The 23,247-nt window shown below is 73.0% G+C and carries 15 protein-coding genes; 10 read left to right on the forward strand and 5 right to left on the reverse strand.

Features of this window, described 5'->3' with window-relative positions; translation table 11 throughout:
• Window positions 1-424: 424 nt before the first annotated feature.
• Window positions 425-5,419, forward strand: coding sequence for a LamG-like jellyroll fold domain-containing protein (locus ACFQS1_RS33805; protein WP_378976078.1), 4,995 nt, complete (start codon window positions 425-427; stop codon window positions 5,417-5,419).
• 4 nt (window positions 5,420-5,423) lie between these two features.
• On the opposite strand, the gene ACFQS1_RS33810 is transcribed toward ACFQS1_RS33805, so the two are convergent.
• The 3 genes from ACFQS1_RS33810 to ACFQS1_RS33820 all read right to left on the reverse strand — a co-directional run bounded on the left by ACFQS1_RS33810 (window position 5,424) and on the right by ACFQS1_RS33820 (window position 12,120).
• Window positions 5,424-8,456, reverse strand: a complete 3,033-nt coding sequence (locus tag ACFQS1_RS33810) for an FtsX-like permease family protein (RefSeq protein ID WP_378976079.1) — start codon at window positions 8,454-8,456, stop codon at window positions 5,424-5,426.
• Entirely contained in the window at window positions 8,453-11,467 is a 3,015-nt protein-coding gene (locus ACFQS1_RS33815; RefSeq protein ID WP_378976080.1) for an FtsX-like permease family protein, read from the reverse strand. The genes ACFQS1_RS33810 and ACFQS1_RS33815 overlap by 4 nt, the downstream gene beginning before the upstream one ends.
• A 62-nt stretch (window positions 11,468-11,529) precedes the next feature.
• Window positions 11,530-12,120, reverse strand: coding sequence for a DinB family protein (locus ACFQS1_RS33820; RefSeq protein WP_378976081.1), 591 nt, complete (start codon window positions 12,118-12,120; stop codon window positions 11,530-11,532).
• 293 nt (window positions 12,121-12,413) lie between these two features.
• Between ACFQS1_RS33820 and ACFQS1_RS33825 the strand changes: the two genes are divergently transcribed.
• Window positions 12,414-12,725, forward strand: a complete 312-nt coding sequence (locus ACFQS1_RS33825; protein ID WP_378976082.1) for a hypothetical protein — start codon at window positions 12,414-12,416, stop codon at window positions 12,723-12,725.
• Between the two features lie 16 nt (window positions 12,726-12,741).
• On the forward strand, window positions 12,742-13,230 hold the full coding sequence (locus tag ACFQS1_RS33830; protein WP_378976083.1) for a carboxymuconolactone decarboxylase family protein: 489 nt from the start codon (window positions 12,742-12,744) through the stop codon (window positions 13,228-13,230).
• A 37-nt stretch (window positions 13,231-13,267) separates the two neighbouring features.
• Here ACFQS1_RS33830 and ACFQS1_RS33835 read toward each other — a convergent pair whose 3' ends face one another.
• The gene (locus tag ACFQS1_RS33835; protein ID WP_378976084.1) at window positions 13,268-14,056 is read right to left on the reverse strand and encodes an SAM-dependent methyltransferase; all 789 of its coding nucleotides are present in this window, start codon (window positions 14,054-14,056) and stop codon (window positions 13,268-13,270) included.
• A gap of 81 nt (window positions 14,057-14,137) precedes the next feature.
• Window positions 14,138-15,658, reverse strand: coding sequence for a diguanylate cyclase domain-containing protein (locus ACFQS1_RS33840; RefSeq protein ID WP_378976085.1), 1,521 nt, complete (start codon window positions 15,656-15,658; stop codon window positions 14,138-14,140).
• A gap of 155 nt (window positions 15,659-15,813) precedes the next feature.
• On the opposite strand from ACFQS1_RS33840, the gene ACFQS1_RS33845 reads away from it, so the two are divergent.
• The 7 genes from ACFQS1_RS33845 (at window position 15,814) to ACFQS1_RS33875 (ending at window position 23,226) form a co-directional block, all read left to right on the forward strand.
• Window positions 15,814-18,507 carry a winged helix-turn-helix domain-containing protein gene (locus ACFQS1_RS33845; RefSeq protein WP_378976086.1) on the forward strand — a complete coding sequence of 898 codons (2,694 nt, stop codon included), beginning with the start codon at window positions 15,814-15,816 and terminating at the stop codon, window positions 18,505-18,507.
• 111 nt (window positions 18,508-18,618) lie between these two features.
• A complete protein-coding gene (locus tag ACFQS1_RS33850) occupies window positions 18,619-19,296 on the forward strand; it encodes a hypothetical protein (RefSeq protein ID WP_378976087.1) in 678 nt (225 codons plus the stop codon).
• A complete protein-coding gene (locus tag ACFQS1_RS33855; RefSeq protein WP_378976088.1) occupies window positions 19,293-19,961 on the forward strand; it encodes a DUF2306 domain-containing protein in 669 nt (222 codons plus the stop codon). The genes ACFQS1_RS33850 and ACFQS1_RS33855 overlap by 4 nt, the downstream gene beginning before the upstream one ends.
• Entirely contained in the window at window positions 19,958-20,191 is a 234-nt protein-coding gene (locus tag ACFQS1_RS33860) for a hypothetical protein (RefSeq protein ID WP_378976089.1), read from the forward strand. The genes ACFQS1_RS33855 and ACFQS1_RS33860 overlap by 4 nt, the downstream gene beginning before the upstream one ends.
• Complete coding sequence (locus tag ACFQS1_RS33865; protein WP_378976090.1) at window positions 20,188-20,622, forward strand: hypothetical protein; 435 nt, start codon at window positions 20,188-20,190, stop codon at window positions 20,620-20,622. Before ACFQS1_RS33860 ends, ACFQS1_RS33865 begins: the two co-directional genes overlap by 4 nt.
• Window positions 20,623-20,773: 151 nt before the next feature.
• Window positions 20,774-21,967 (forward strand): sialidase family protein, encoded by a 1,194-nt coding sequence (locus tag ACFQS1_RS33870; protein ID WP_378976091.1) that lies wholly within the window; start codon window positions 20,774-20,776, stop codon window positions 21,965-21,967.
• A 122-nt stretch (window positions 21,968-22,089) separates the two neighbouring features.
• Window positions 22,090-23,226, forward strand: coding sequence for a serine hydrolase domain-containing protein (locus ACFQS1_RS33875; RefSeq protein WP_378976092.1), 1,137 nt, complete (start codon window positions 22,090-22,092; stop codon window positions 23,224-23,226).
• Window positions 23,227-23,247 lie beyond the last annotated feature (21 nt).

Here is a 23,247-nt window from a genome sequence, read left to right on the forward strand (position 1 = left end):
CCGGGAAACGGTACGAGGCAGACACCCGATTGACCATCCGGCCGTCGGTCACATCCGCCGGTTCGCCGCGATCAAAACCCCGCCGGCGACGGTCGCCGAGATGCTTGCGCACGCGTATCCAAAAAGGACATTCGGCGTACGGGGTCCTAAGGCACCTGCCCTAGGCGCAGCAGGTCACCGGCCACCTCCCGGCGCGGGCCCCGGGCCACGCCCTCGGCCCTCTCCCGGCCCGCGCCACGGCCGTCCGTGCGCCGCGGCGGCTTCCGGGCGGCCGGGCCGCGGTCGGCAACCCGACATTCCCCTGAGGTATCGGCCGGCGGCGATACGGCATCCGCCCGAGGCGTTCCACCCGCCCCCGCCCCTAGCGTCGGGCCGGTCAGCCAAACCTCCAGGCACTGACCGTTCCCTTCCGGAAAGCAGGCGCATGATGACCACCATCCAGGGCGACGTCGCCACCATCGGCTCCGCCACCGACGAGCTCGCCGCGCTGCGGGACTGGCTGTCCGCGCACACCTCGGACGGCACGCTCCCGCTCACCGACGATGTGCTCGGTTTCCCGCTGCTGCAACCGCTGTTCCACGATCCGGCCCTGCCGATCGGCAACCCCCGCATCGACCTCACCCGGCCGGACGCGATCGGCATCGCCGGCACGGTGGAGCTGCTCGGCGCGTCCGGGGTCACGGTCGAGATCTCCGTGGGCGGCAGCAACGCCTCCGGCCTCACGGCCGGTCTGACCTTGGCCGCCGACGACGCCGACCCGGTGCGGTTGTCCGGCATCCTGGCCGGCGTGGCAGGCGCCGGAACCACGCTGCCGCCGGAGGTTCCCGATCTCGGCTTCACCGGTCTGGGCTTCACGGTGGCGCCCCGGTCCGGCGCCTTCACCGCCGACGCCATCTGCCTGGTCCCCTTCACCCTGCCGTTCGGCGGCGACGGGCTACCGGTCGGCAGCGCCGGGCTGCACCTGGAGCGCGCCGCCGACGCCGGAGCCGTGGGGGTTCGCCTCGACCTGGCCTCGGCCGGCGCCGTGACCGTCACGGACGGCTTCCGCGTCACGTCGTTCGCGCTGGCCTTCCACCACGACGACGGGTGGGGGCTGACCGGCGCCCTGAGCACCGAGCTGCTGGGCGAGGCCGTCGAGCTGACGGCGAGCCTGGCGGAGACCGCGAGCCGGCGCGAGTTCCGCTTCGCCGCGACCGCTGTCGCGGCCGCCCCGGTGGATCTGGCCGGCGCCGGCGCCCTCGGCCTCGGCTCGCTGTCCGTGACGGTCGCCCGCGGCCTGGGCACCGCGCCGGCGGCCGCCCCGGAGCCCGGCGAGGTCCGGCTGGACCCGCGGACCGCGTACAGCTGGGGCGTCTCGGCCGCCGGGCACCTGGACCTGCTCGACCAGGCGATCGTCCTGGACGGCGCCCTCACCGTGACCGGCGAGCCCGGCTCGCTCCGCCTGGTGTTCCGCCCCGGTGCCGGCGGCGAAGGCGCCGAGGTCGCGGTCCCGCTGCCCGGCGCCGAGTCGGTGGTGACCCACCTCGGCCTGGACGGCCTCGGCATCTCGCGTGCCACCGTCGGCGGAACCAGCACGTGGACCGTGTCCGCCGAGGCCGCCGTCTGGTTCGACGGGCTGCCGTGCGGCCTGGGCAGCGTGCTGCCGGGCAGCCGGGACACCGAGCTCACCGGCACCTTCGAGCTGACCACCGGAGCCGAGGCCGGCGTGGTGTTCAGCGTCGGCCCGGTGCTGCCGATGCAGCCGTTCCACCTGCCGGACCTGCGGATCCCGGAGGTGTTCACCCTCGACCTGAGCCAGGCCCGGTCGGCGATCGAGGTGGGCCGGCTGGAGATCCGCTGGGCGCGGGGCGGCGGCCTGGACGTCTCCGCGGACCTCGGCATCGGCATCCCGGCCGAGCTGAACCAGATCTTCGGCGCCGGGCACGACGTGCTCGTCGGCTACGACGAGGCCGACCCGGACACCCTGCAGCGGCTGGCCCTGACGGCGAGCGCGACCGGCGGCGGCAGCGGCGGCCCGGCGCTGGCCCTGCACCCGCTGACCTCGCCGTTCGCGGGCCTCACCCTGGAGCCGGCCGACCCGGGCGGCGACGAGCGCCAGGCCACCGTCGTGGTCCCCGAGGTCGGCACCTTCTCCCTCGTGGTGCCGTCGATCGGCGTCTCCGGGGACACCTTCTCGGCGCGGGCCGCCGTCCGCCGCCAGGGACCGCTGACCCTGCCGCTGTCCCCGGTGAAGTGGGTGCTCAAGGCGCTGAACCTGGAGCGGGTGACCCCCTTCCTGCCCGACCGCCTCCCGCTGGACGACGTGCGCCTCTACGACGCGGTCACGGGCCTGGACGCCGACGGGCTGGCCGGGATGATCCGCACCGCGCTCGGCAATGTCCCCGGGCTCCCGCTGCCGGACCAGACCGCGCTGCGGGAGGCGCTGCAGACCATCGCGGCCGCGGCCGAGCGGCTGCCGGACCGGCTCAAGCCGTATCTGGACTGCCACGTGCCGGAGGCGCTCAGCGTTGACCTCAAGGTCTCGGCCGCGGGCGCCCTGCTCGGCGGGGTCAGCGTCACCGGGCCCGGCGACGCCCCGGGCACCCGGGCGAACGCCACCCCGCTGCGGTTCCTGCTGCCCGGGCTGTCGGCGACCGGTCCGCTGCTGACCGGGATCGAGCTCTGGAATTTGCAAGTGGGCGAGATCCTCGGCGGCGCCGCCCTGCTCGTCCGGGCCGACCTCAACGTCGACCAGTTCGACCTCCTGCCGCTGGCCACGCTGCTGGCCCTGCCCGAGTCGGCCCCCGGGCCGGCCGACCCGCGGTCGCTGACCCGTCGCCTGGTCGCCGACCAGCTCACCCTGCTCGTGGTCCCGGAGGCGCTGGTGGCGGCGCCGGTCTTCTGCACCGACCTCGGCGTGGAGTACCGCGGGGTCGAGGGGGCGGACGTCGGCGCCCACCTCAGCTTCCCCGCGCCCGCCCTGGACGTCGCCGCGGCGCTGGCGCTCTACCGGCAGTTCGCGGACTTCCTCACCAGCCCCACGGCGCTGCTCGACGAGAGCCAGATCGCCGCGCCGGGCCTGGACCTGAAGCTCACCGCGGGCCCCGCGTACCTGCGACTGCCCGACTACCTCGGCGGGCAGACCTACGGCTCACGCACCGCGACCAGCTCCGTGAGCGCCGGGAGCAACCTGGCCCACCTGCTGAACGGCCTGAAGACGCTGCGCCTGGACGAACTGCTCCAGGCCCTGCCGGAGGCCCTGCTGCACGGCGCCGCCACCGGCCGGCCGGTAGTCCTCGGCCCGCTGTCGTTCTCGGCCGGCTACGACGTCGCGACCCCGCCCGGCCCCCGGCCGGGCGAGGTGGCGCGGCGCGGCATCGAGGTGGCCCTGCACGGGTCGGCGGAGCTGCCCGGACTCGCCGGCATCGCGTCGCGCCTGGCGGTCCGCAGCACCACCGGGACCGACCTCGGGATGGCCTTCGCCGTGGACGCCACCCTGGCCGGCGGCGCCGTGGCGCTCGAGCTCGGCGGCAGCGTGATCAGCCCGGCGCCCGGCACACCACCCGGCGGCGGCGTCCTGCAGTTCACCGACCCGGCCGCCCGGCTCAGCACACCCGGGCCCGCCTGGACCCCGAACTCGTTCAGCGTGGAGTGGTGGATGTACCCGACCGGGCTGGCGGACTACAACCAGTTCATCTCGGGCGACGACGTGTGGGGCGCGTTCGTCTTCCACAGCACCGCCTCCGGCGCGGTGTACTGCGGCACCGACGTGGCGACCCGGTTCACCCCCGCCGACCTGCCCGCCGGCACCGTGCAGCTGAACACCTGGCAGCACTTCGCGTTCACGTACCACGACGGCGTCGCCATCCTGTTCCGGAACGGCATCCAGCTCGCCTTGAAGACCGGGATGTCCAAACCCGCCCCGTGGCGGGGGATGCGGCTCGGCATCCCGGTGCCGGGCAGCCAGGTGCGGGGCCGGATCGCCGAACTGCGGGTGTGGGACTACCTGCGCCCGATCCAGGAGGTGCAGGCGTCGCTCCGGCAGCGGCTGACCGGCAGCGAGCCGGGCCTGGCGGGGTACTGGCCGCTGGACGAGGGCACCGGGACCGTCGTGCGCGACCTCGGGCCCTCCGGGTTCGACGGCGTCACGACCGCGACGAGCTGGCTGCCGCCCGGCGCCGACGCTCCGCCGCTGGACGCGCCCGCGACCGCCGGCCAGCCGGCCCGGATCTCGGGCACGAGCACCGGGTGGCTGCTGCGCGGACAGCCGGATCAGCAGCAGTTCCTCAGCGGCAGCGTGGACGTCGAGCCCTCCCGGGTGTCGGTGAGCGGCAAGCTCGACCTGTTCGGCGACAACGCCGTCGGCCTCAAGGTCAAGGGCAACGTCGCCGGGGAGATCACCGCCGGCCCGTCCGGCGGGTCACCGTCCGTCCGCCTGGCCGGCAACGGCGAGGTGGACCTGGCCGGGCTCACCCTGGCCGCGGCCGGCGTCGCCGTGACCCCGGAAGCCCTGACCGTCGACGGCTCCTGGCTCGGCCGCTTCGGCGTGCATCTCGAGCTGGACACCACGATGAGTCACCCGCGGCTGCGCGGCCGAGCCACCGGCGCCCTGATGGTCGACCCGCCCTTCGGGCCCGTCACGGTGCTCTCGACCGGCCGCCCGGTCCCGTCCCTCGTGAAGCTGGCCGACGGCTTCCGCCAGGTGCTGGCGGTCAGCCTCGCCCTGGACGTGATCGCCGACGAGGCGTCCGGGGTGAGCCTGTCCGGGACAGCGAGCTTCACCGTCGGCACCCGGACGTTCGCGGTGAGCGTGCGCCTGCCGCAGATCCCGGCCACGCTGGACGCCCTCGCCGAGCAGGTGGGCCTGGCCGTCCGCACGGTCGGCGACGGGGTGTTCCAGTCCCTCTACTCGACGGCCGAGGCCTGGCTGGAAGGCCTGGGCCGCAAGGCGTTCGCCTGGGCCGACGGGCAGCTCGACCAGGTCGGGCAGAACCTGGCCTTCTTCTTCGGGAAGGCGCCCGGCGAGGTCGCGGGCCTGCTCAAGACCTCCGGTTACGGGATCGACCAGATCACCGAGTCACTGGGCGGCGTGTTCGGGAGCGACCACACCGGGCTGGTCGTCACCCTCACCTCGGCCGGATACTCCCTCAAGCAAGCCGCCGGCTCGCTGGCCTCGGTGTTCGCCCCGGGCGCGCCGCCGTACGACCGGGCGAAGCTGGCGCTCCAGGCGCTCGCTCACCACTACAGCGCGCTGGACCAGATCAATGTCCTGAATTCGTTCCTCCCGGACGTCGACGACCTGGGCACGGCCATCAAGCTGCTCAGCGACGTCTCGCAGTTCGACCTGAGAACCATCCTCACGGCGGCCGCGAACAGCGCCTACCGCGTGACCTACGACACGGCCGTCATCGCCGCCGGCAAGATCGGCCTGCACCTCTGATCCGTCACTTTCGCCGGGCCGCTCTTTCCTTCCGGGCGACCCGGCGGCGCAGGTCCTGCCCGGTGGCCACCGCCACCAGGACGAGGACCAGGAAGACCGCCACCGTCGTACCGATCACCGCGGGTGCCCCGGGCCAGGACGGCAGCGGCAGGTCGGGCGGGTTGACACCGGCCAGCGGCAGGGCCCAGCCGGTCGCCAGCCAGGCGATCACGGCGGTGCCCAGTCCGACCAGCGCGGCGATCGCGACCAGGATCGGGTACGTCCACCTGGTGGCGGCGGCGAGCCGGCCCCGGCTCAGCCCCTGGCCCCGCAGCGCCGACAAGTCCTCGACCCGGCGTACCCGGTCGACCGCCGCGGCCAGCACCAGCGCGCCCGCGCCGAGCAGCACCGCGAACCCGGCGGCCAGCACGTAGAACCAGAGCGACAGCGCCGGGCCCTGCCGGTCGAGCTGGCGGCCGACCTGGCCGGCGCGGATGTCGCCAGTGATCGTCAGACCCTGCGCGGAGAGCCGGTCGACGATGTCGGCCGGTGCGCCGGGGCCCAGCCAGACCTGGGGTTCCAGGGCCGGGTCGACGTCGGTGGCGAGGCGGTCGACCCACTCCAGGTCGACCAGGGTGGCGTGCCGGCCGAGCCGCGGAATCGCCGGCAGGTCGCCGACCGGCGCGATCGGCAGCGGGCCGCCGCCCGCTCCGGTGATCGAATCGTCGAGCGGCGCCGCACCCGAATAGGCCAACGGGATCGGGTACGGCGTGTCGACGGGGGTGATCCAGGCGCCACCGGTCAGTCCGCCCGGCGCTTCCACGGTGACGAGCAGGCCGGCCGGGTCGGAAGTGATCGTGCCGTGCTGGGTCATCCGCCAGCGGCCCGGCTCGGCGAGCGGATCGCCGGGGCCGGCCGGGCCGAGCGAGTTGACCACCAGCCGGCCGGAGACCGCGGCGGCCCCGGCGGCCTCCACCAGCTCGATGCCGTTGAGCCGGCAGCCCTGCCGGCAGACCGCGACACTCTGCCGGTAGCGCGATCGCCCATCGCTGATCTTGCCGAACTGGACGACGGCGTCGCCGAGACCGCTGGTCGACGAGACGGTCAGGACGAGCCGGAGCTCCGACTTCACGGTGAAGTTGCTGGCGGTCGCCTCGACGGTGAGCTCCGGCCCGGTGAACATCACCGGCGCCGCTGGGGCATCCGGATGCAGCAGGCTCGCCACGCGGGCCGCCGACGGGCCACCGGACGGCCAGTTCGCGACGGCGGCAAGGCGGGTCGAGTCGACCGCCAGGCCGGGCGGTTCGTTGTGACCGGCGTTGGGCATCCGCACGACGGCCATCGCGTATCTGCCGTCGGGGTCGACCTTGCGGACCGCGGTCAGCAGCTGGCTGCGGAAGACCGAACCGCCGATGTCGAGCACCCGGTCCGCGCCGACGCCGAGGCCGGACTGGACCGCCCGGCCGTGCGCGGCCACATCGATCGTGCAGGCGGCGTATCCGGCCACCGCGACCGTGGCGACCAGCAGGGCCAGCAGCCGCTTGGCGCCCGGGCGGCGGGACAGCTGCAAGGCGGCCAGGGCGGCGCCGAGGTGCCCGCGGTCGAGGGCGCGGACGGCGTACCAGGTGACGGCCGGGAGCAGCAAGCGGGCCGCGAGCACCGGGACGGCCAGCATCAGGAACGCGGGCGCCACCAGGCCGACGCCGGTCAGCGTGCCGTCGGAGAGGACCAGCTGCACGGTGGCCACGATCGCGAGGAGCACGATCACCGCCTCGGTCGCCAGGGCCCGATGGTCGCGGCCGGCGACCGGGTTGCGCCGCAGCAGGTTGACGACCGGGCCGACCAGCTGCCGCCGCTGGGCGAGGAGCGCCGCGAGGAGCGCGGCGAGGGCGGCGAGCGGCGCGTACCGCAGGGAATTCCAGCCCTGATCGACGCGTACGCCCGGGAAGCGCGCCGCCGCGACCGCGTTGACCAGCAACTGACCGGCCAGGCACCCGGCGATCGCGCCGGCCACCACCGCGGTGATGTTCTCCCCGACCGCAAGCCACCAGCGCGTCCACCACCGGGAGCCGCGCAGGGCCACCACCGCGAGCTCGGGTTGCCGGCCCTCGGTGCCGTACCCGACGGCCAGGAAGATGCTGAAGCAGGCGAGCAGCACCAACGGCACCGCGAGCACCGGCACCAGCAGCCGGGCGGCGGACCGGCCCGCGTCGATCCGCTCGAGCAGGGCCGGAATCTCCGTACGGATCTGGATCGCCACGCCCAGCTCGGACGGTTCCGAGTTCAACGTGGCCAGCCCGGTCCGCAGCTGATCGAGGTCGTCCGGGTCGAGTGCCCCGGGCCCGGCGGCGCCGTCGATGGCCTTGGCGGTGTCGCCGTGATCCATCAGGTCGAGCGTGCCCGAGGTGGTGAAGACCGGCTCGCCCGGGCCGAGACCGGGCACGGCAGTGAAGTATCCGTGGCCGCCCCAGTACCGATCCCCGGGGGCCGGCACCCGATAGGTCCCGGTGATCACCAGCTTGCGGGGCTTGCCGTCCGGGATGAAGCCGGCGTTGTTCGGGTCATCGCTGTACTTGGCCGCCCGCATGGTGATCGACCGACCGGCCGCCAGGTGGAGACGCTCGGCGGTGGCCACCCCGATGATCACTTCGCCCTCGACGGCCGGGCAGCGGCCGCTGACCATCCGGAGGTGCGAGCAGGCGTCCTGGCGGAACACCAGCCGGTCGGCGTATTGCCGGCCGGGCTCGATGCCGATCGCCGAGAACTCCGCCGAGTAGATGTAGCTGAAGCCGGGCAGATCGATCAGGGCCGACCCGATGTCCTTGAAGTCGATCTGATTGCCGCCGTCACCATCCCGGTCGTTCTGTACGCCGGCGACCACCAGGCTGCGTTCGGCCGTGCTGGCGGTGGCGATCTGCCCGACGGCGATCGCCCGGTCGGCGGCGGTCAGATAGGCCGGCGCGGCGACGGCGGCCGCGACCGCGAAGAGGGCGAGCAGCGTGAGCGTGACCGCCTGCCCGCGACGCGACCAGATCATGGCCAGGACGAGCGAGATCACCGGGCGCCCTCCCGCAGCGGCCGCAGCACGGCCCGCTCCGACAACCAGCCGACCAGGCCGAGCACGACCAGGGCGATCAGTGCGGCCGCGGCGACCGCCAAGCCGCTCAGCGGTCCCGGCGGCGCCAGCACGGCCCACCCGTCGGTGAAGCCGGGCACGGCGGTACGGGCCAGCGGAACGGCGAGCACGGCCGCGGCCAGGCCGCCGACGAGCCCGGCGAGAATCAGACCCGCGGTGCCGGCCCAGCTCGCGACCACCGCGGTCCGGCGCGGCAGGCCCTGCACCCGCAGCGCGGCCATCTCGGCCGTACGCGTGCGCCGGTCGACCGCCCCGGCGACCGCGATGGTCGCGGCCGCGAGCAGCAGCCCGATGGCCCCGGACAGCAGGGCGAAACGGGAACCGGCCGACGGACCCTGCTGCCCCAGCCGAGCCTCGCGCTGCGCGATCGACTCGTCATGCAGAACGGTCAGTCCGTTTCGCTCCAGCGCGCCGATCAGCTCCGGCCCGGCGGTGGGGGTCAGCCACACCTGGAAGGTTCCGGCCACGGCGGAGTCGGCGATGATCCGGCGGGACGCGTCGAGGTCGATCAGCACGCCGTCCGCGCCGAGCACCGGCAGCGCGCGGGGGTTTCCGGCCATCCGCACCGGCGTGATCCCGCCGCCCAGCGAGAGCAGGCCCGGCTCGGCCAGCCGCCATTCGTCGGGCAACGCCCCGCCCAGCACGATCGGCAACGGCAGCGCGTTGTCGACGGCCCAGACCTGATAGTCCGACGAGCCGTTGCCGATCACCTTCTCGTCGATCGCCATCCGCAAGGCTCCCCGCGACGTGTCGATGTCCATCGCGGTCGCGAACGTGCCGCCCCGCCAGCGGTTGATGTCGGCCAGCGTGGCGCCGTCCAGAATGGTCGCCGGCGGATCCTGCTGGGTCAGCCCGCGTACGGTGACCGCGGTCGGGAAATCGGCCGCGCGGATGTGCCCCTCCGGGTCGGGCGGCGCGGTCACCTCCCACCGCACGATGCGGCAGCCGGGCGCGGCCGAGCAGCCGGTCACCGCGCCGGTCAAGGTCTGCTCGCCCGGCCCGAGCACGCCGAACGAGACCCGGACCGGGTTGCCGGTGCCCTCGTGCTGCAGCACCAGCCAGAGCGCGGCCGCCGGGGCGCCGTCGTGCTTGACGCGTACGGTGAGCCGGTCGCCGGTGACGGCCGGGAGCGGCGCCGGACCCGGGTCGTCGGCCATCGCCGCCGAAAGGGCGGAGACCGGCCCGTAATCCGGGCGCCAGCGAGCCACAGCGGCCAGCCGCGAGCTGTCGACCGCCAGGACCGGAGGCAGGCTCGTGGTGTCGACGACCGCCGCCATCGCCTGTTTCCCCTCCGGGTCGGCCCGGCGGACCGCCTGCGCCAAGGCCGTGCGGTCGCTCGCCTGCACGGTCAGCACCCGTTGCGCGCCGAGTTCGGCGACGCTGCGTTCGGCCCGGTGCTCGCGGTCGGCCAGCCATCCGCCGAGCGTGGTGGCGAACATCGCGACCGCGACCACCACGAGCGCGAACAGCCGGTGGGCGCCGGGCCGCCGGGACACCTGCGCCGCGGTCAGGCCGAGCCGCAACCGGCCGGACCGCACCGCCGCGCCCCCGCCCCGATCGGCGATCCACGTCAGCAGCCGGGCCAGCAGCAACGCGACCGCCAAGGCCACCAGGGCCGGCGCGGCGATCGCGAGGCCACTCGTGGCGTCACCGACCCGCGCCTGATAGACCGCCGCGACCGCGAGGACGAGCAGGAGCAGGTCGATCAGGCCGGACTTCCAGTCGCCGCGCCCGGACCGGACCTGGCGCAGCAGGTCGGCGACCGGCCGCCGCTGGGCCAGCGCCTCCAGCACGGCCAGCACCAGCAGGCCGCCGACGAGGACCGCGGCCGCCGCGCCGATCGACAGCAGCAGCGCCGTTCGCCGGTCGGACGCGTTGCCCACCGGGCCCGCCAGCCAGCGCGCCAGGAGAAACCCGAGCGGAACGCCGGCGATCGCCCCGGCCGCCAGCGGGATCAGGTGCTGGCCCCAGGCCAGCCGGAGCATGCTCGACGGGGTGGCGCCCCGCAGCTTCAGCAAGGCGGCGTCCCCATGCCGATCCCGCCCGGTGTACCGGCCGGCCAGGCCGATCGCGAACCAGGCCAGGATCAGCACCTGCACCAGCGCGATGGTGACCGTGGTGCGCACGGTCGAGCGGTCCCGAGCCACCGCGGTGAGCAACTGCTTGCTGAAGTTGACCAGTTCCAGCTTGTCGCGCGAGAGCCGGGCCGCGGCGGTGTCCAGAGTCGCGGCGAGGTCGTAGCCGCCGTCCCCGCGCAGCAGTTCCTCCGGCACCTCGACGTCGTGGGTGACGATGGGACGGGCCAGCTGGTTGAGCCGGAAGGTCTCGATCGGCGTGAACACCGGATCGAGGCCGGTCTGCACGCGGTAGAGGCGATTGCTCCAGTACGGTCCGTCCGGCTCGACCGGCGTGTAGATCGACACCACCCGGAACACGACCGACGGGGTGCCCAGCGAGACCTCTTCGGTCACCTGGTCGCCGGGCCGCAGCCCGAGCCGCTGGGCGGCGACCGCGCTGATCGAGACCTCGCGGGGCCGGGCCGGGCACGGCCCCTGCAACTGGACGTGGCCGCAGAACTCGTCGCGGTAGGCCACCGGCAGGGTCTCGCTCAGCGCGCCCTTGGTCACCCGCATCGTCAGGATCAGGCCGTCGACCGGCTGGGCGGAGGGGAACGCGACCACGTCGCGCAGCCGGGCGACGAACTCGTCGATGGTCTGCTGCGGATCCCCGTTGATCTGGGTGACCTGGCGGATCGACAGCGTCCGCTGCTGGGCCGGCGCGGCGGTGACATCGGCCGCGGCCGCCGATCGCATGCTCGCGACCCCGAACCACGGGCCGGCCGCGGCGACCGCGGCGGCCAGAGCAGTGAGAACGAGCACCGTCAGAACCTGCGCGGTCCGGGCTCGCACCGCCCCGATGATGAAGGTCAACATCAACGGGCAGCGTACGCCATCACCCGCGCCGCCATGGTCCCCGAACGACCCCGTCCGGCCGGCTATGCGAAGCGGTCGGCGAGTTCGGTCAGTTTGGCGACGTACCCCGGCCAGTCGTACTCGTCGGGAATGTTGGTGTTGTTCCGCCGCAAGCCGATCGCGCTGTCGTGCTGCTCGCGCATGATGTCGGCGTGCCCGGCGTGCCGCGCGAGGTCGCAGGTCACGTGCACAATGATTCGCTGCAGCGTGACGACATCGCTGCCCGGCTGCCACCACGGCACGCGCCCCGGCGCGTCCAGCGGCAGCTGTTCGATCGTCTCGTCCGCGAACGCCCCGACCCGGCGATACAGGTCGATCAGCCCGTCCATCGTCTCGTCCGCCCGGGCGTACCAGTCCGACTGCGGGTCCTGGTCGTACGCCGACATCGGGACCAGCTCGTCGGCGGCCGGGAACTCGCGCCCGAAGGTCGGCCCGAAGTAGCCGGCTTCGACGTTGAGGCAGTGCTTGACGAGCCCCAGCAGGTTGTTGCCGGTCGCGGTGCGGGGCAGCCGGGCCGCGCGTTCGCTCAGCCCGTCGAGCTTCCAGATCAGGTCCTCGCGAGTTGCTCGCAGGTAGTGGTGCAGCGCCGCCTTCGGGTCGCCCAGATCAGCCATGTCCGCCAGTCTTCCCTACCCGCCGGCCGTGGTCCGCCCTTATCTGTCCGGCCAGGCGGAGAAGTTCGCACGGCCGGGACGGTGACGGGAATCGGTGTCGAATTCGCGGCTGATCCCGGATGTCGGCCTTGTTGACCGGCGGGGCAGAAGACCGCACTCCGGCGGTAGCTGCACGGCAGATGCCGGCGTGGAAGCGGTGCAGCAGCCGGCGGACCTGTTCGAGGCCGGGCTGGGTGCGGCGGTCGGGAAGTGGTGTAATCCACCCAGCCCGACTCCCTGCGGAAGGAACACATATGCCTGACCGTTACGTCGCGACGATCGTGGACGTGCCCGGCGGTGGTATCCGGCTGGACCCGGCGGACGTGTCCGCGGTTCCGGAAAAACTGGACGAAATCCATCTGCTCGTCCTGGCGGTCGCCTTCGCGCTGGGGCGAGCCGGCTACGACCATCACCCGGAGCCGCGTGACCCGGCGATGCAGACCCTCGAAGGAGTGCTCAACGGTGAGTCGGTGCTGCCTTGGCGGGCACCCTCCGGCACCGATCACGCCACCATCGTCTGTGATCTCGGCGGGATGCCCCACTGCCGCGTGGTGCCTGAGGCGTAGGCGAAGGCGGACAGTCATGAGCGATGTGAAGTACACCAATCTACGGTTCGACCCCGACCTGACACCGTTTCACTCTCTCGCCGGGCAGATGGCAAAAGCGTTCGGGTACACGGCCGAACTCACCATCGACGCTCAACTCGCCCAACTGATCCGGCTGCGTGTCGCACAGCTCACGCCCTGCTCCTACTGCCTGATCCTGCATACCAGATCGGCACTCGAAAAGGGCATCAACCCGGACAAGCTCGCGCACCTCCCGAGCTGGCGTCAGAGCGGGATGTTCGCCGCATCCGAACGGGCCGCTCTGGCGTATTGCGAAGGACTGACGGAGTACGACCTGAAGGCGTTTCCGGCCCTGCACAAAGAGCTGATCAACCATTTCAGCGAGGCAGAGGTCGCGGAGCTCGCTGCCGTCATCATCAACATGAATGTCTGGACGCGACTGAAACTCGCCCAGGGCGCCGTGCCGTACACCACGGCCGGCGACGTGGACCCGGCATCCGGCTGAATGTCGGCTCGCGCCGGGTCGTCCAAGCGTATTGCTCTTACGGCTTGCGCCCGACGCCGCCGTATTGCTCGATCTCGGGTGCCTCGGTCTCCGGCCGCCACTGGGTCACCGGGACCAGGCCGGGCTCCACGAGCTCGAGGCGCTGGAAGAACTGGGCAAGGCGGTCCGTGCTGCGCAAATGGTATGGCAACGCGGCGGACTCGTTCCAGATGCGAGCCGCCTCGACCACCTCGGGTGAGACCGGAGCGCTGTCGTACAGGGCGAGGTAACTGCCGGACGACACGGCGTCCAGCGCCGTGCCGACCATGCGCTGCGCGACCGCGTCGTCCTCGACGTGGCCGAGGACGCCCATGAACAGGATCGCGACCGGCTGCGAGAAGTCGAGGGTGCGAGCGGCTTCGCGGAGCACCAGATCCATGTCGTGCATGTCGGCGTCGATGTAGCTGGTCACGCCCTCGGGCCGGCTCGTGAGCAGGGCGCGAGCGTGAGCGAGCACCAGCGGATCGTTGTCGACGTAGACGATGCGGCTCTCGGGCGCCACCGACTGGGCCACCTCATGCGTGTTGTTGACGGTGGGCAGCCCGGTGCCGATGTCCAGGAACTGCCGCACACCGGCCTCGCCGGCCAGGTAGCGCACCGCGCGGATCAGGAACGCGCGGCAGCGGCGGGCGTTCTCGGCGAGCGCCGGTTGACCCACGAGGATCTGATCGCCGACCACGCGATCGGCGGCGAAGTTGTCCTTGCCGCCCAGCAGATAGTTCCAGATCCGCGCGGTGTGCGGGACCGAGGTGTCCAGCTGGGGTGCCGTCTGCTCGTCGTTCGACACGTGCGCGTCTTCCTTCTGGCATGGACCGATGTAGACAGATCTGCGCCAGCATAGACCCTCACGGCGATCGGGTGGCTCGCCTCAGGGTGCCGAGTGGTGCGGGAGGCCGGTCGTCTGTTGACTCCGCGGACGCCGGCGACCCTTGGTCCGGTCGTGAGGTGAGGTTGTCCGGCGCTTCTGCTCGTACATGCGCGCGTCCGCGGCGGAGACCAATGCGTCTCGATCGACCATGCTGTCCCGGTCGGATACCGCGGTGCCGACGCTGACGCCGACGGCGACGGTGGCGCCGGTGACCTCGGCCGGAGCCGCGACGGCCTCCTCCACCCGGGTACGCAGTCGCTGGACTTCCGCTTCGGAGATGCCGGGGCAGAGGATCACGAACTCGTCGCCGCCGAAGCGGCCGACGGTGTCCCCGGCCCGGCTGCAGGCGGTCAGTCGTGCGGCGACGACTTCGAGCAGGGTGTCGCCGGCCTGATGTCCCCACGTGTCGTTGATCGGCTTGAACCCGTTGAGGTCGCAGAAGAGCAGGCCGACGCCGGCCAGGGAGCCGTCGCGGACACAGGCGAGCGCGTTGTCGATCTCCTCCAGCATCGCCCGCCGGTTGGGCAGCCCGGTGAGCTCGTCATGGCGGGCGTGGTGTGCGAGCACCCGCTCCGCGCGCTCCCGCCGGCCGTTGAGCTGGCCGAGCCGGACGGCGACCAGCGGAACGGTGACCAGCGAGCCGAGGCCGAACAGCAGCGGGTCGGACGGTCGGCCCAGGGCCAGCTGAACGAGGGCGATGACGGGGAACACGGTCAGCGCGAGGGCCAGGAAGACGAGGTTGGACCGGTTGAGGCGACGCGGCGTCGCCCGGTCCGGCGCCGTGAGATAGGCGACCGCCGGGTGCAGCGGCGCGAACCCGAACGCCAGAAATGCGCCGATCAGCAGTTCCGCCTGCGCACCGTGCCCCGGCGAGCCGGCCGTGAGCACCGCGACCGTGATCGCCACGAAGGTCAGCAGGATCGCGAGCAGCAGGTAGCAGAGGGTGGGCCGTCCGCGGCGGGTCGTCGTGGCGATCCGGGCCAATGAGCCGAAGACGCCGCCGAGGCTCAGGACGTCGAGCAGGATCACCGCCTGCCCGCTTGTCGGTGCGCCGATCGCCACGAGCTGGGGGTGCAGGACCCATTCCCACAACGGCGCGCTCGCGCACAGGCCGATGATGGCAGCGTCGATGACGCCGCCCGGATCGCCTGCGGCGGTGCGGTAGACCACCAGCACGGCCGCGGCCAGCAGGAAGCCGTGCGCTCCGGCGATGGACAGGTCCGCCAGGCTGCCCTGGGCCCGGCCCAGGTCGTCGGCGAAGTAGGTGGGCCAGATCAGCGCCATGACGGCCTGCAGGCCCAGGCCGACGGCGCCGGTGGCCCACACCCACCGGTCCATCGCCGGGTTGAGCCGCATGGCGACGAACACGCCGATGGTGGGCAGCGCGATGATCGAGAAGAAGACGGCCCGCTGCACGGCGGGACCGGACACGGCGTGCACGGCGATCGCCGCGCTCGTCAGCAGGAGGAACGCCACGAGCACCGGACGGCCGCGCCGGGTCGGCGCTATCTGCGGGCGCACCGGCACCTCCACCCTCGTCTTCGAGTCACTCCGGGGTATATCGACAGCGAAACCGCCCGATGAAGGAATCCCGCCCGCAAACTCTGGCCGAAAGCAGCCGTGGCTCCTCCCGGCAGACAAGCCGGCGATCGTCGCGGCGCTTCTAGGATTCGTCCATGCCGCTGCCGGTTCTTGCCACCAAGCTGTTCGCGCCGCCGCGGCGTGCGCGGCTGGTGGCGCGGCCTCGGCTGATGGAGCTGCTCGACGCGACGCTGGCGGCCGGGCAGCGGCTGACGCTGGTGTCGGCGCCGGCCGGGTTCGGCAAGACCACGCTGCTCGGCGACTGGCGGGCGGCGCTGGTCGAGCGGCCGGCGCCGCCGGTGGTGGGCTGGGTGTCGCTCGACGACGGCGACAACGACCTGTCCCGCCTGCTGGCCCACCTGCTCGCGGCCCTCGGCGTGGGCGGGGCCCTGCTCGACGCGGTGCCCGCCGCGTCGGCCGGCGCGGTGTTGCCGGCGCTGGTCAACGAGCTGACGCGCCTCGACGGGGAGCCGCGGGTGGTGGTGCTCGACGACTACCACGTCATCGAGTCGGCGGCGGTGCACGAGGCGGTCACCTTCCTGCTCGATCACCTCCCCGGCCACGTGCACCTGCTGGTGGCGACCCGGGCGGACCCGCCGTTGCCGCTGGCCCGGCTGCGCAGCCGGGGGCAGCTGGTCGAGGTGCGCGCGGCCGACCTGCGGTTCCGGCCGCCGGAGGCCGAGGAGTTCCTCACCCGCGTGATGGGTCTCGATCTCAGCGCCGCGGACGCGGCGGCGCTCGACGGGCGCACCGAGGGCTGGGCGGCCGGGCTGCAGCTCGCCGCGTTGTCGCTGCGCGGGGTCGACGATCCGGCGGAGGTGGCCGCGTTCATCGACGCCTTCACCGGAAGTCACCGGTTCGTCCTCGATTATCTGGCCGACGAGGTTCTCGCCCGACAACCCCGACACGTACGGGATTTCCTGCTGCGCACGGCCGTGCTCGACCGGCTCACCGGTCCGCTGTGCGACGCGGTGACCGGCCGGGCCGACGGCGGGCGGGCGCTGGACGAGCTCGACCGGGCCAGCCTGTTCGTGGTCCCGCTGGACGGGCAACGCAGCTGGTACCGCTATCACCACCTGTTCGCCGACGTGCTGCGGGCGCGCCTGCCGACCGAGCACCCCGGCGAGGTGCCGGAGCTGCACCGGCGGGCCGGCGACTGGTTCGCGGCGCACGGCCTGGTGGCTGACGCGGTGCGGCACGCGCTCGCCGCCGGCGATGTCACCCGGGCCGCCGCCCGGATGGAGCAGGCGGTGCCGGAGCTGCGGCGCACCCGGCAGGACCGGCTGCTGCAGGAGTGGATGCGGGCGTTGCCGGATCAGATCGTACGGCGTAGCCCGGTCCTCAGCATCGTGTCGGGCTGGTCGGCCCTGATCTCCGGCGACCTCGACGGGCTCGCGTCCCGGCTCGACGACGCCGAGGCGGCGCTGGCGGCCGGCGAGCACGACCCGGAGCTGCGGGCGGCGTGGGTGGACACCGAGGATCTGCGCACCGCCCCGGCGATGATCGCGGTCTACCGCGCGTCGCTGGCCCAGGCCCGCAACGATGTGGCCGGGACCGTGCGGCACGCCCGGGCGGCGCTCGACCGGGCCGGGCCGGCGGACCATTTCGTCCGCGGGGCCGGCGCCGGCTTCCTCGGGCTCGCCGCCTGGGCGGCCGGCGACGTCGAGGAGGCGCTGCCGATGTTCACCGAGGCGGTGCGCAGCCTGCACGCGGCCGGAAACCTGGTCGACGAGCTGGACAGCACGCTGGTCCTGGCCGACATGTGGGTCGCCGCCGGGCAGCCCGGCCGCGCTCGCCGGCTCTACGAGCAGGCGCTGCGGACCGCCACCGCGCGCGGCGAGCCGTATCCGCGGGCCACCGCCGACCTGCATGTCGGGCTGGCCGAGCTGGACCGCGAACGCGACGACCTGGCCGCGGCCGAGGAGCACCTGCGGACGGCGCGGGCGCTCGCCGAGCACCAGTCCATCACCGAGAACCGGCATCGGTGGTTCGTCGCCATGGCGCAGCTGCGCGCCGCGGCGGGCGACTACGCGGACACGGCGGAGCTGCTGGACCGGGCGCAGGAGTTGTACCGGCCGGGCTTCTACCCCGACGTACGCCCGATCGCCGCGGTCCGGGCGCGCCTGGCTCTCGCCGCGGGTGACCTGGCGGCGGCCGGTGAATGGGCCGACGAGGCCGGCGTCACGGTCGACGACGATCCCGCTTACCTGCGCGAGTACGAGCTGCTCACCCTCGTACGCGTCATGCTCTCCCGACCTCGCGCCTCGATCTCCCCGGTCTTGGCGCTGCTGGAAAGGTTGCGGCCGGCCGCGGCCGGCCGGCCCGGCAGCCGGCGCGAGATTCACGTGCTGCAGGCCCTCGCCCACCACGCCGCCGGCGACACGGCCCGCGCGCTCGGCCCGCTCAGCAGCGCCCTGACCGCGCCGCCGGAGCCGGACAGTCACGTCCGCCTGTTCCTCGACGAAGGCGCCCCGATGCGGGCATTGCTGCGCGACGCCGCGGCCGATCTCGACGAGCCGGCCCGGACGCGCGCCGGCGTCCTTCTCGGCCGGTCCGCGGCGCCGAAGCCGGCCGACGTGCCCGCGCAGCCCCTGGCCGACCGGCTGAGCGCCCGGGAGCTCGAGGTCCTGCGGCTGCTGGACAGCGACCTGACCGGGCCGGAGATCGCCCGCCGGCTGTACGTCACCGTCAACACGCTGCGGACGCACACCAAGCGCATCTTCACCAAGCTCGGCGTGACGACCCGGGCGGCGGCGGTGCGCCGGGCCCGCGAGTACGGGCTGCTCTGAGCCGTGTCACCACGGCGTTCACATCATGTGGTGACGCCGGCTCACCATCTCGGTTCCTAGGTTCCAGGTATCCGCGGCGCCCGCCCCGGACCACCCGGAAAGGAACCCGACATGACCATCACCGCGAGCACCCTCGGCCGAGCGGCGGGCCTGGCCGCCGTCGCCGCCGGGCTGATCTTCATCGGCGTACAGATCAACCACCCGCACCTGGACGCCGCCTCGATCACGACCGCGGACGTCGTCGTCCGCAACTGCCTGAAGATGCTGATGGCCGTGCTGGCGCTGGCCGGCATCACCGGCATGTACCTGCGTCAGGTGCGGCAGACCGGGGTCCTCGGCCTGCTCGGCTACCTGGTGCTCGGCGCCGGATACGCGATCATCGTGGGCACCTCGTACATGGCCGCGTTCGTCCTGCCCGAGATCGCCGGGAGCAACGCCGCCTACGTCAACGACGTAGTAGCCGCGACCACGGGCGGCACCCCGGCCGGCGACATCGGCCTGCTGAGCACCGTCCTGCGGGTTCAGGACTTCGCCTACCTCGCCGGCGGCCTTGTCTTCGGCGTCGCGCTGTTCCGGGCGCGGGTGTTCCCCCGCTGGGCGGCTGCCCTGCTCGCCGCCGGGGGCGTCGTCACGATCGCCCTCTCCGTCATGCCGGACGCGTTCTACCGGCTGCTGGCCTTCCCGAACGGCATCGCGATGATCGCCCTCGGCTGGTCGCTGTGGCGAGCCGCCCGCGAGAGCCTCGCCGCGCCGGCCACCGCCCGGCTCTCCGCGGCCGGTGCGCAATGACCGCTCCCGCCCGCGCCGATCTCGCCCGGCCAGGCGCCGCGCCCTGGCGCACTCCGACGGGGCTGCTGATCATCAGCGTCATCCCGCTCGTCGCCGGCGCCCTGCGGCTGGCCGAGGTCGCCGGCGGACCGCAACTCATGCCCGTGAACCCGCGCATCGACGCCCAACCCGGGCCTGTCGTGGTGCACATCGTGGCGGCCACCGCGTACGCGATATTCGGCGCGTTCCAATTCCCCGCCCGGCTGCGTCGCCGGCACCGCGCGTGGCATCGGGCCGCCGGCCGGGTGCTGGTCGCCGCCGGCCTGCTTGTCGCCCTCTCCGGGCTGTGGATGACGGTGTTCTACCGGAACGCGCCGGGCGGTGTCGTGCTCTGGACTGTCCGGCTCACGGTCGGCTCGGCGATGGCCACCGCCCTCGTCCTCGGCTTCGCCGCCATCCGGCGCCGCGACCTCCCGGCGCACCGCGCCTGGATGATCCGCGCGTACGCCCTCGGCCTCGGCGCCGGCACGCAGACCGTGACCCAGGGCGTCGGCGAGGCCGCTTTCGGCGCCGGCGACCTGAGCACCGCGCTGTCGATGACCGCGGCCTGGGTCATCAACGCCGCCGTCGCCGAGTGGGTGATCGCCCGCGGGAAGCGCCCGGGACGACCGGCGATGGCGCGATGAGCTCCCGCTACGAGCTCCGCATCGGCGGCCACCTCGACGAGCGCTGGTCCGCGTGGTTCGACGACCTGGCCCTGTCCCACCACGCCGACGGCACCACCACGATCCGCGGAACCGTCACCGACCAGGCCGCGCTGCACGGCCTGCTCACCAAGGTGCGCGACCTCGGCCTCACCCTCATCTCGCTCAACGCGATGCCCGCCCCGGCCCGACCCGATCGGAGTGAACCGTGACCGTCACCATGAATCCGGCCGACACCACCACTGCCGCCCTGCCGCTGTACCGCCTGCACCTCATGCGCGCCGGCTACCTGCTGATGGGCCTCGGCCTGGCCGTCGTGAAGTGGCCCCTGGTCGTGCACGGCGCCGCCACCATGCCGCTGTTCGAGGGCGTCGTCGCCTGCCTCCTGACGGCGATGTCGCTGCTCGCGTTCCTCGGCCTGCGGTATCCCGTCAAGCTTCTGCCCGTGCTGCTGTTCGAAGCGGCGTGGAAAGTGATCTGGCTCGCCGTCGTCGCCGCGCCCCGCGCCGTCGCGGGCGACCTCGACGAGGCCACCCGGGACGTCCTGATCAACTGCTCGCTGGTCGTCGTCATCGTGGCCGTCATCCCGTGGCGGTACGCCTGGCACGCGTACGTGACCGCGACCGGCGACCGCTGGCGGTGACCACCACCTCGGCCGGACATCGGTGCCTACCCATGGAATCGTTGGCAGCGGCTCCGGATCGAGTGGTAGCGTCCGACCCATCGTCCATCCTCGATCTGACGCCGTGCCGGACGGCGGATGGCGGCCCGGAGTGTCGATGGGGGAGGCAACCGTGCAGGATCGTCAGTCGCAGCCGGAGGAGAGCGCCACCGGCGAAACCACTCCCCTGTCGCGTCGAGCCCTCCTGGGTACGGGAGTCGCCGCGCTCGCCGGGCTGACCCTGGGCACGGCGGAACCGGCACTCGCCGGCCCACCCGGTCCCGGCCGGCCGCACGGCGCGGCCCCGTTCGGCCCGGTGGTGGTGGCCGACCCGGGAGCCGGCGCGGGGTACGCCCGAGCCGTCCGGATCGGGAACTCACGCTCCTGGCTGGCGACGTTCCAGCAGTTCGGCGCGCCGGGATTCCCGATCTACCGGAGCGACGACGACGGCCACACGTGGCAGACGCTGAGCAACGTGCCGAGCACCGGCGACGCGTCGGGCTTCTGGCTGCAGCCGTACCTGTACGAGCTGCCGCGCGCCTTCGCCGGATTCCCGAAGGGCACCATCTTGTGCGCCGGCAACGATCTCGGGACCTTCACCAGCACCAAAATCCACCTGTACGCGAGCCGCGACCACGGCCGCACGTGGACGTTCCTGAGCACGGTGGCGGAGGGCGGCGCCCCGATCCCGGAGAACGGCAACACGCCCGTGTGGGAGCCGGCCCTGCTGCTGCACAAGGACCGGCTCATTTGCTACTACTCCGACCAGCGCGACCCCAAGTACGGCCAGAAGCTGGCGCACCAGACCAGCCGGGACCTGCGCCACTGGGGACCGGTCGTCGACGACGCCGTGGGCACGGACTACGACCAGCGCCCCGGCATGACGACGGTCGCGCAGGTGCACGACCGCCTGTGGATCCTCACTCACGAGGCCGGCGGCAACTCCGGCGACAACTTCTACGCCGTCCACTACAAGCTGGCGAAGGACCCGGAGTCGTTCGGCCCGGCCCCCGACATCGTGCTGCACGACCAGGACGGCTACATCCCGTCGGCCGCGCCCACCGTGTCGTGGTCCGACTCCGGCGGCCCGCACGGGACGATCGTGGTGACCGCGAACAGCGACCAGGACCTCTTCCTCAACCGCCACCGCGGCGACCCGGACAGGTGGACCCGGATGCCGTCGGCGGTCCCGGGCGGATACAGCCGGCAGACCATCCGGCTCCCCGGCGCGGACAGGCGGCACCGATCCGGCCTCCTGTTCATCATCACCGGCCCGTACTACGCCGAGAACGGGCCGATACAGGCCGGCGTCGTTCCGCTGAGCTGACCGGCGCTTCTCCGGATGAGCCGGGCCTCGGGTCGGTCGGCGCGATCGCCGTGCGGTCGAGTCGTATCCTGCTTGGCGATGTCATGAGGGGACACGGCATGCGAGGAGCTCGATCCGTACGGATGGCAGTCGTCGCGACGCTGGCCGCCGCCCTGGTGATGGGCGGGACCACCGCGGACGCCGCCCACAGCGGCGACGAGCGGCTGCAGGCCGCCGTCGACGATCTGCACGGGTACGGCATCACCGGCGTGCAAGGACTGGCCGACGTCGACGGGCGGGTGACCACGGCGCGCGCCGGGGTCGCGAACGTCGCCACCGGGGCGCCGGTGCCGGTCGACGGGTACTTCCGGATGGGCAGTGACACCAAGACCTTCGTGTCGGTGGTGGTGTTGCAGCTCGTCCGGGAGGGGCGGCTGTCGCTCGAGGACTCGGTGGAGCGCTGGCTTCCCGGCGTGGTGGCGGGCAACGGCAACGACGGGCGGAAGATCACCGTACGGGAATTGTTGCAACACACCAGCGGCATCGCCGACTACGCCGACGGGCTGCCGCTGCTCGCCACCGCTGAGGGCTTCCAGGCGCACCGGTTCGACCACCACGACGCCGCCGAGCTGGTGGCGCTGGCGATGACGAAGCCGCCGCTGTTCGCGCCGGGCGCGTCGTGGAGCTACTCCAACACCAACTACGTGCTGGCCGGGATGATCATCAACCGGGTGACGGGACACTCGTGGGCGCAGGAGGTGCACGACCGGATCCTCGCGCCGCTGCACCTGAACCACACGTACGTGCCTGGCGACGAGCCGACGCTACGGGACCCGCACGCCGACGGCTACACCCAGAATGGGCTCGGCGGGCCGCTCGTCGACACGACCAACTTCAACCCGACCACCGCCGACGCCGCCGGCGCGATGGTCACTACGCCCACCGACCTCGCCCGCTTCTGGCAGGCGCTGCAGGGCGGCCGGCTGCTCGCCCCGGCCCAGATGGCGCAGATGCACCAGACGGTGCCGGAGCCCGGCTCGGCGCCGGCGTTCCCGGGCGACCGGTACGGCCTCGGCATCGTGTCGATCCCGGACAGCTGCGGCGGCTACTGGTCACACGCCGGCGACGAGCTCGGCTGGAGCACCCTCAACGGCGTCAGCCCGGACGGCAAGCGCGTCGTCGTGCTCTCGCTGTCGTCCCAACTCGCCGACCAGACGAGCGAGGTGTCCGTCCGGCAGCGCGTGCGCAAGCTGATCGACGAGACGCTCTGCCAGCGATAGTTTTGGGTACGCCAGACTCTC

Source organism: Paractinoplanes rhizophilus, assembly GCF_042664765.1.
Lineage (GTDB): Bacteria > Actinomycetota > Actinomycetes > Mycobacteriales > Micromonosporaceae > Actinoplanes > Actinoplanes rhizophilus.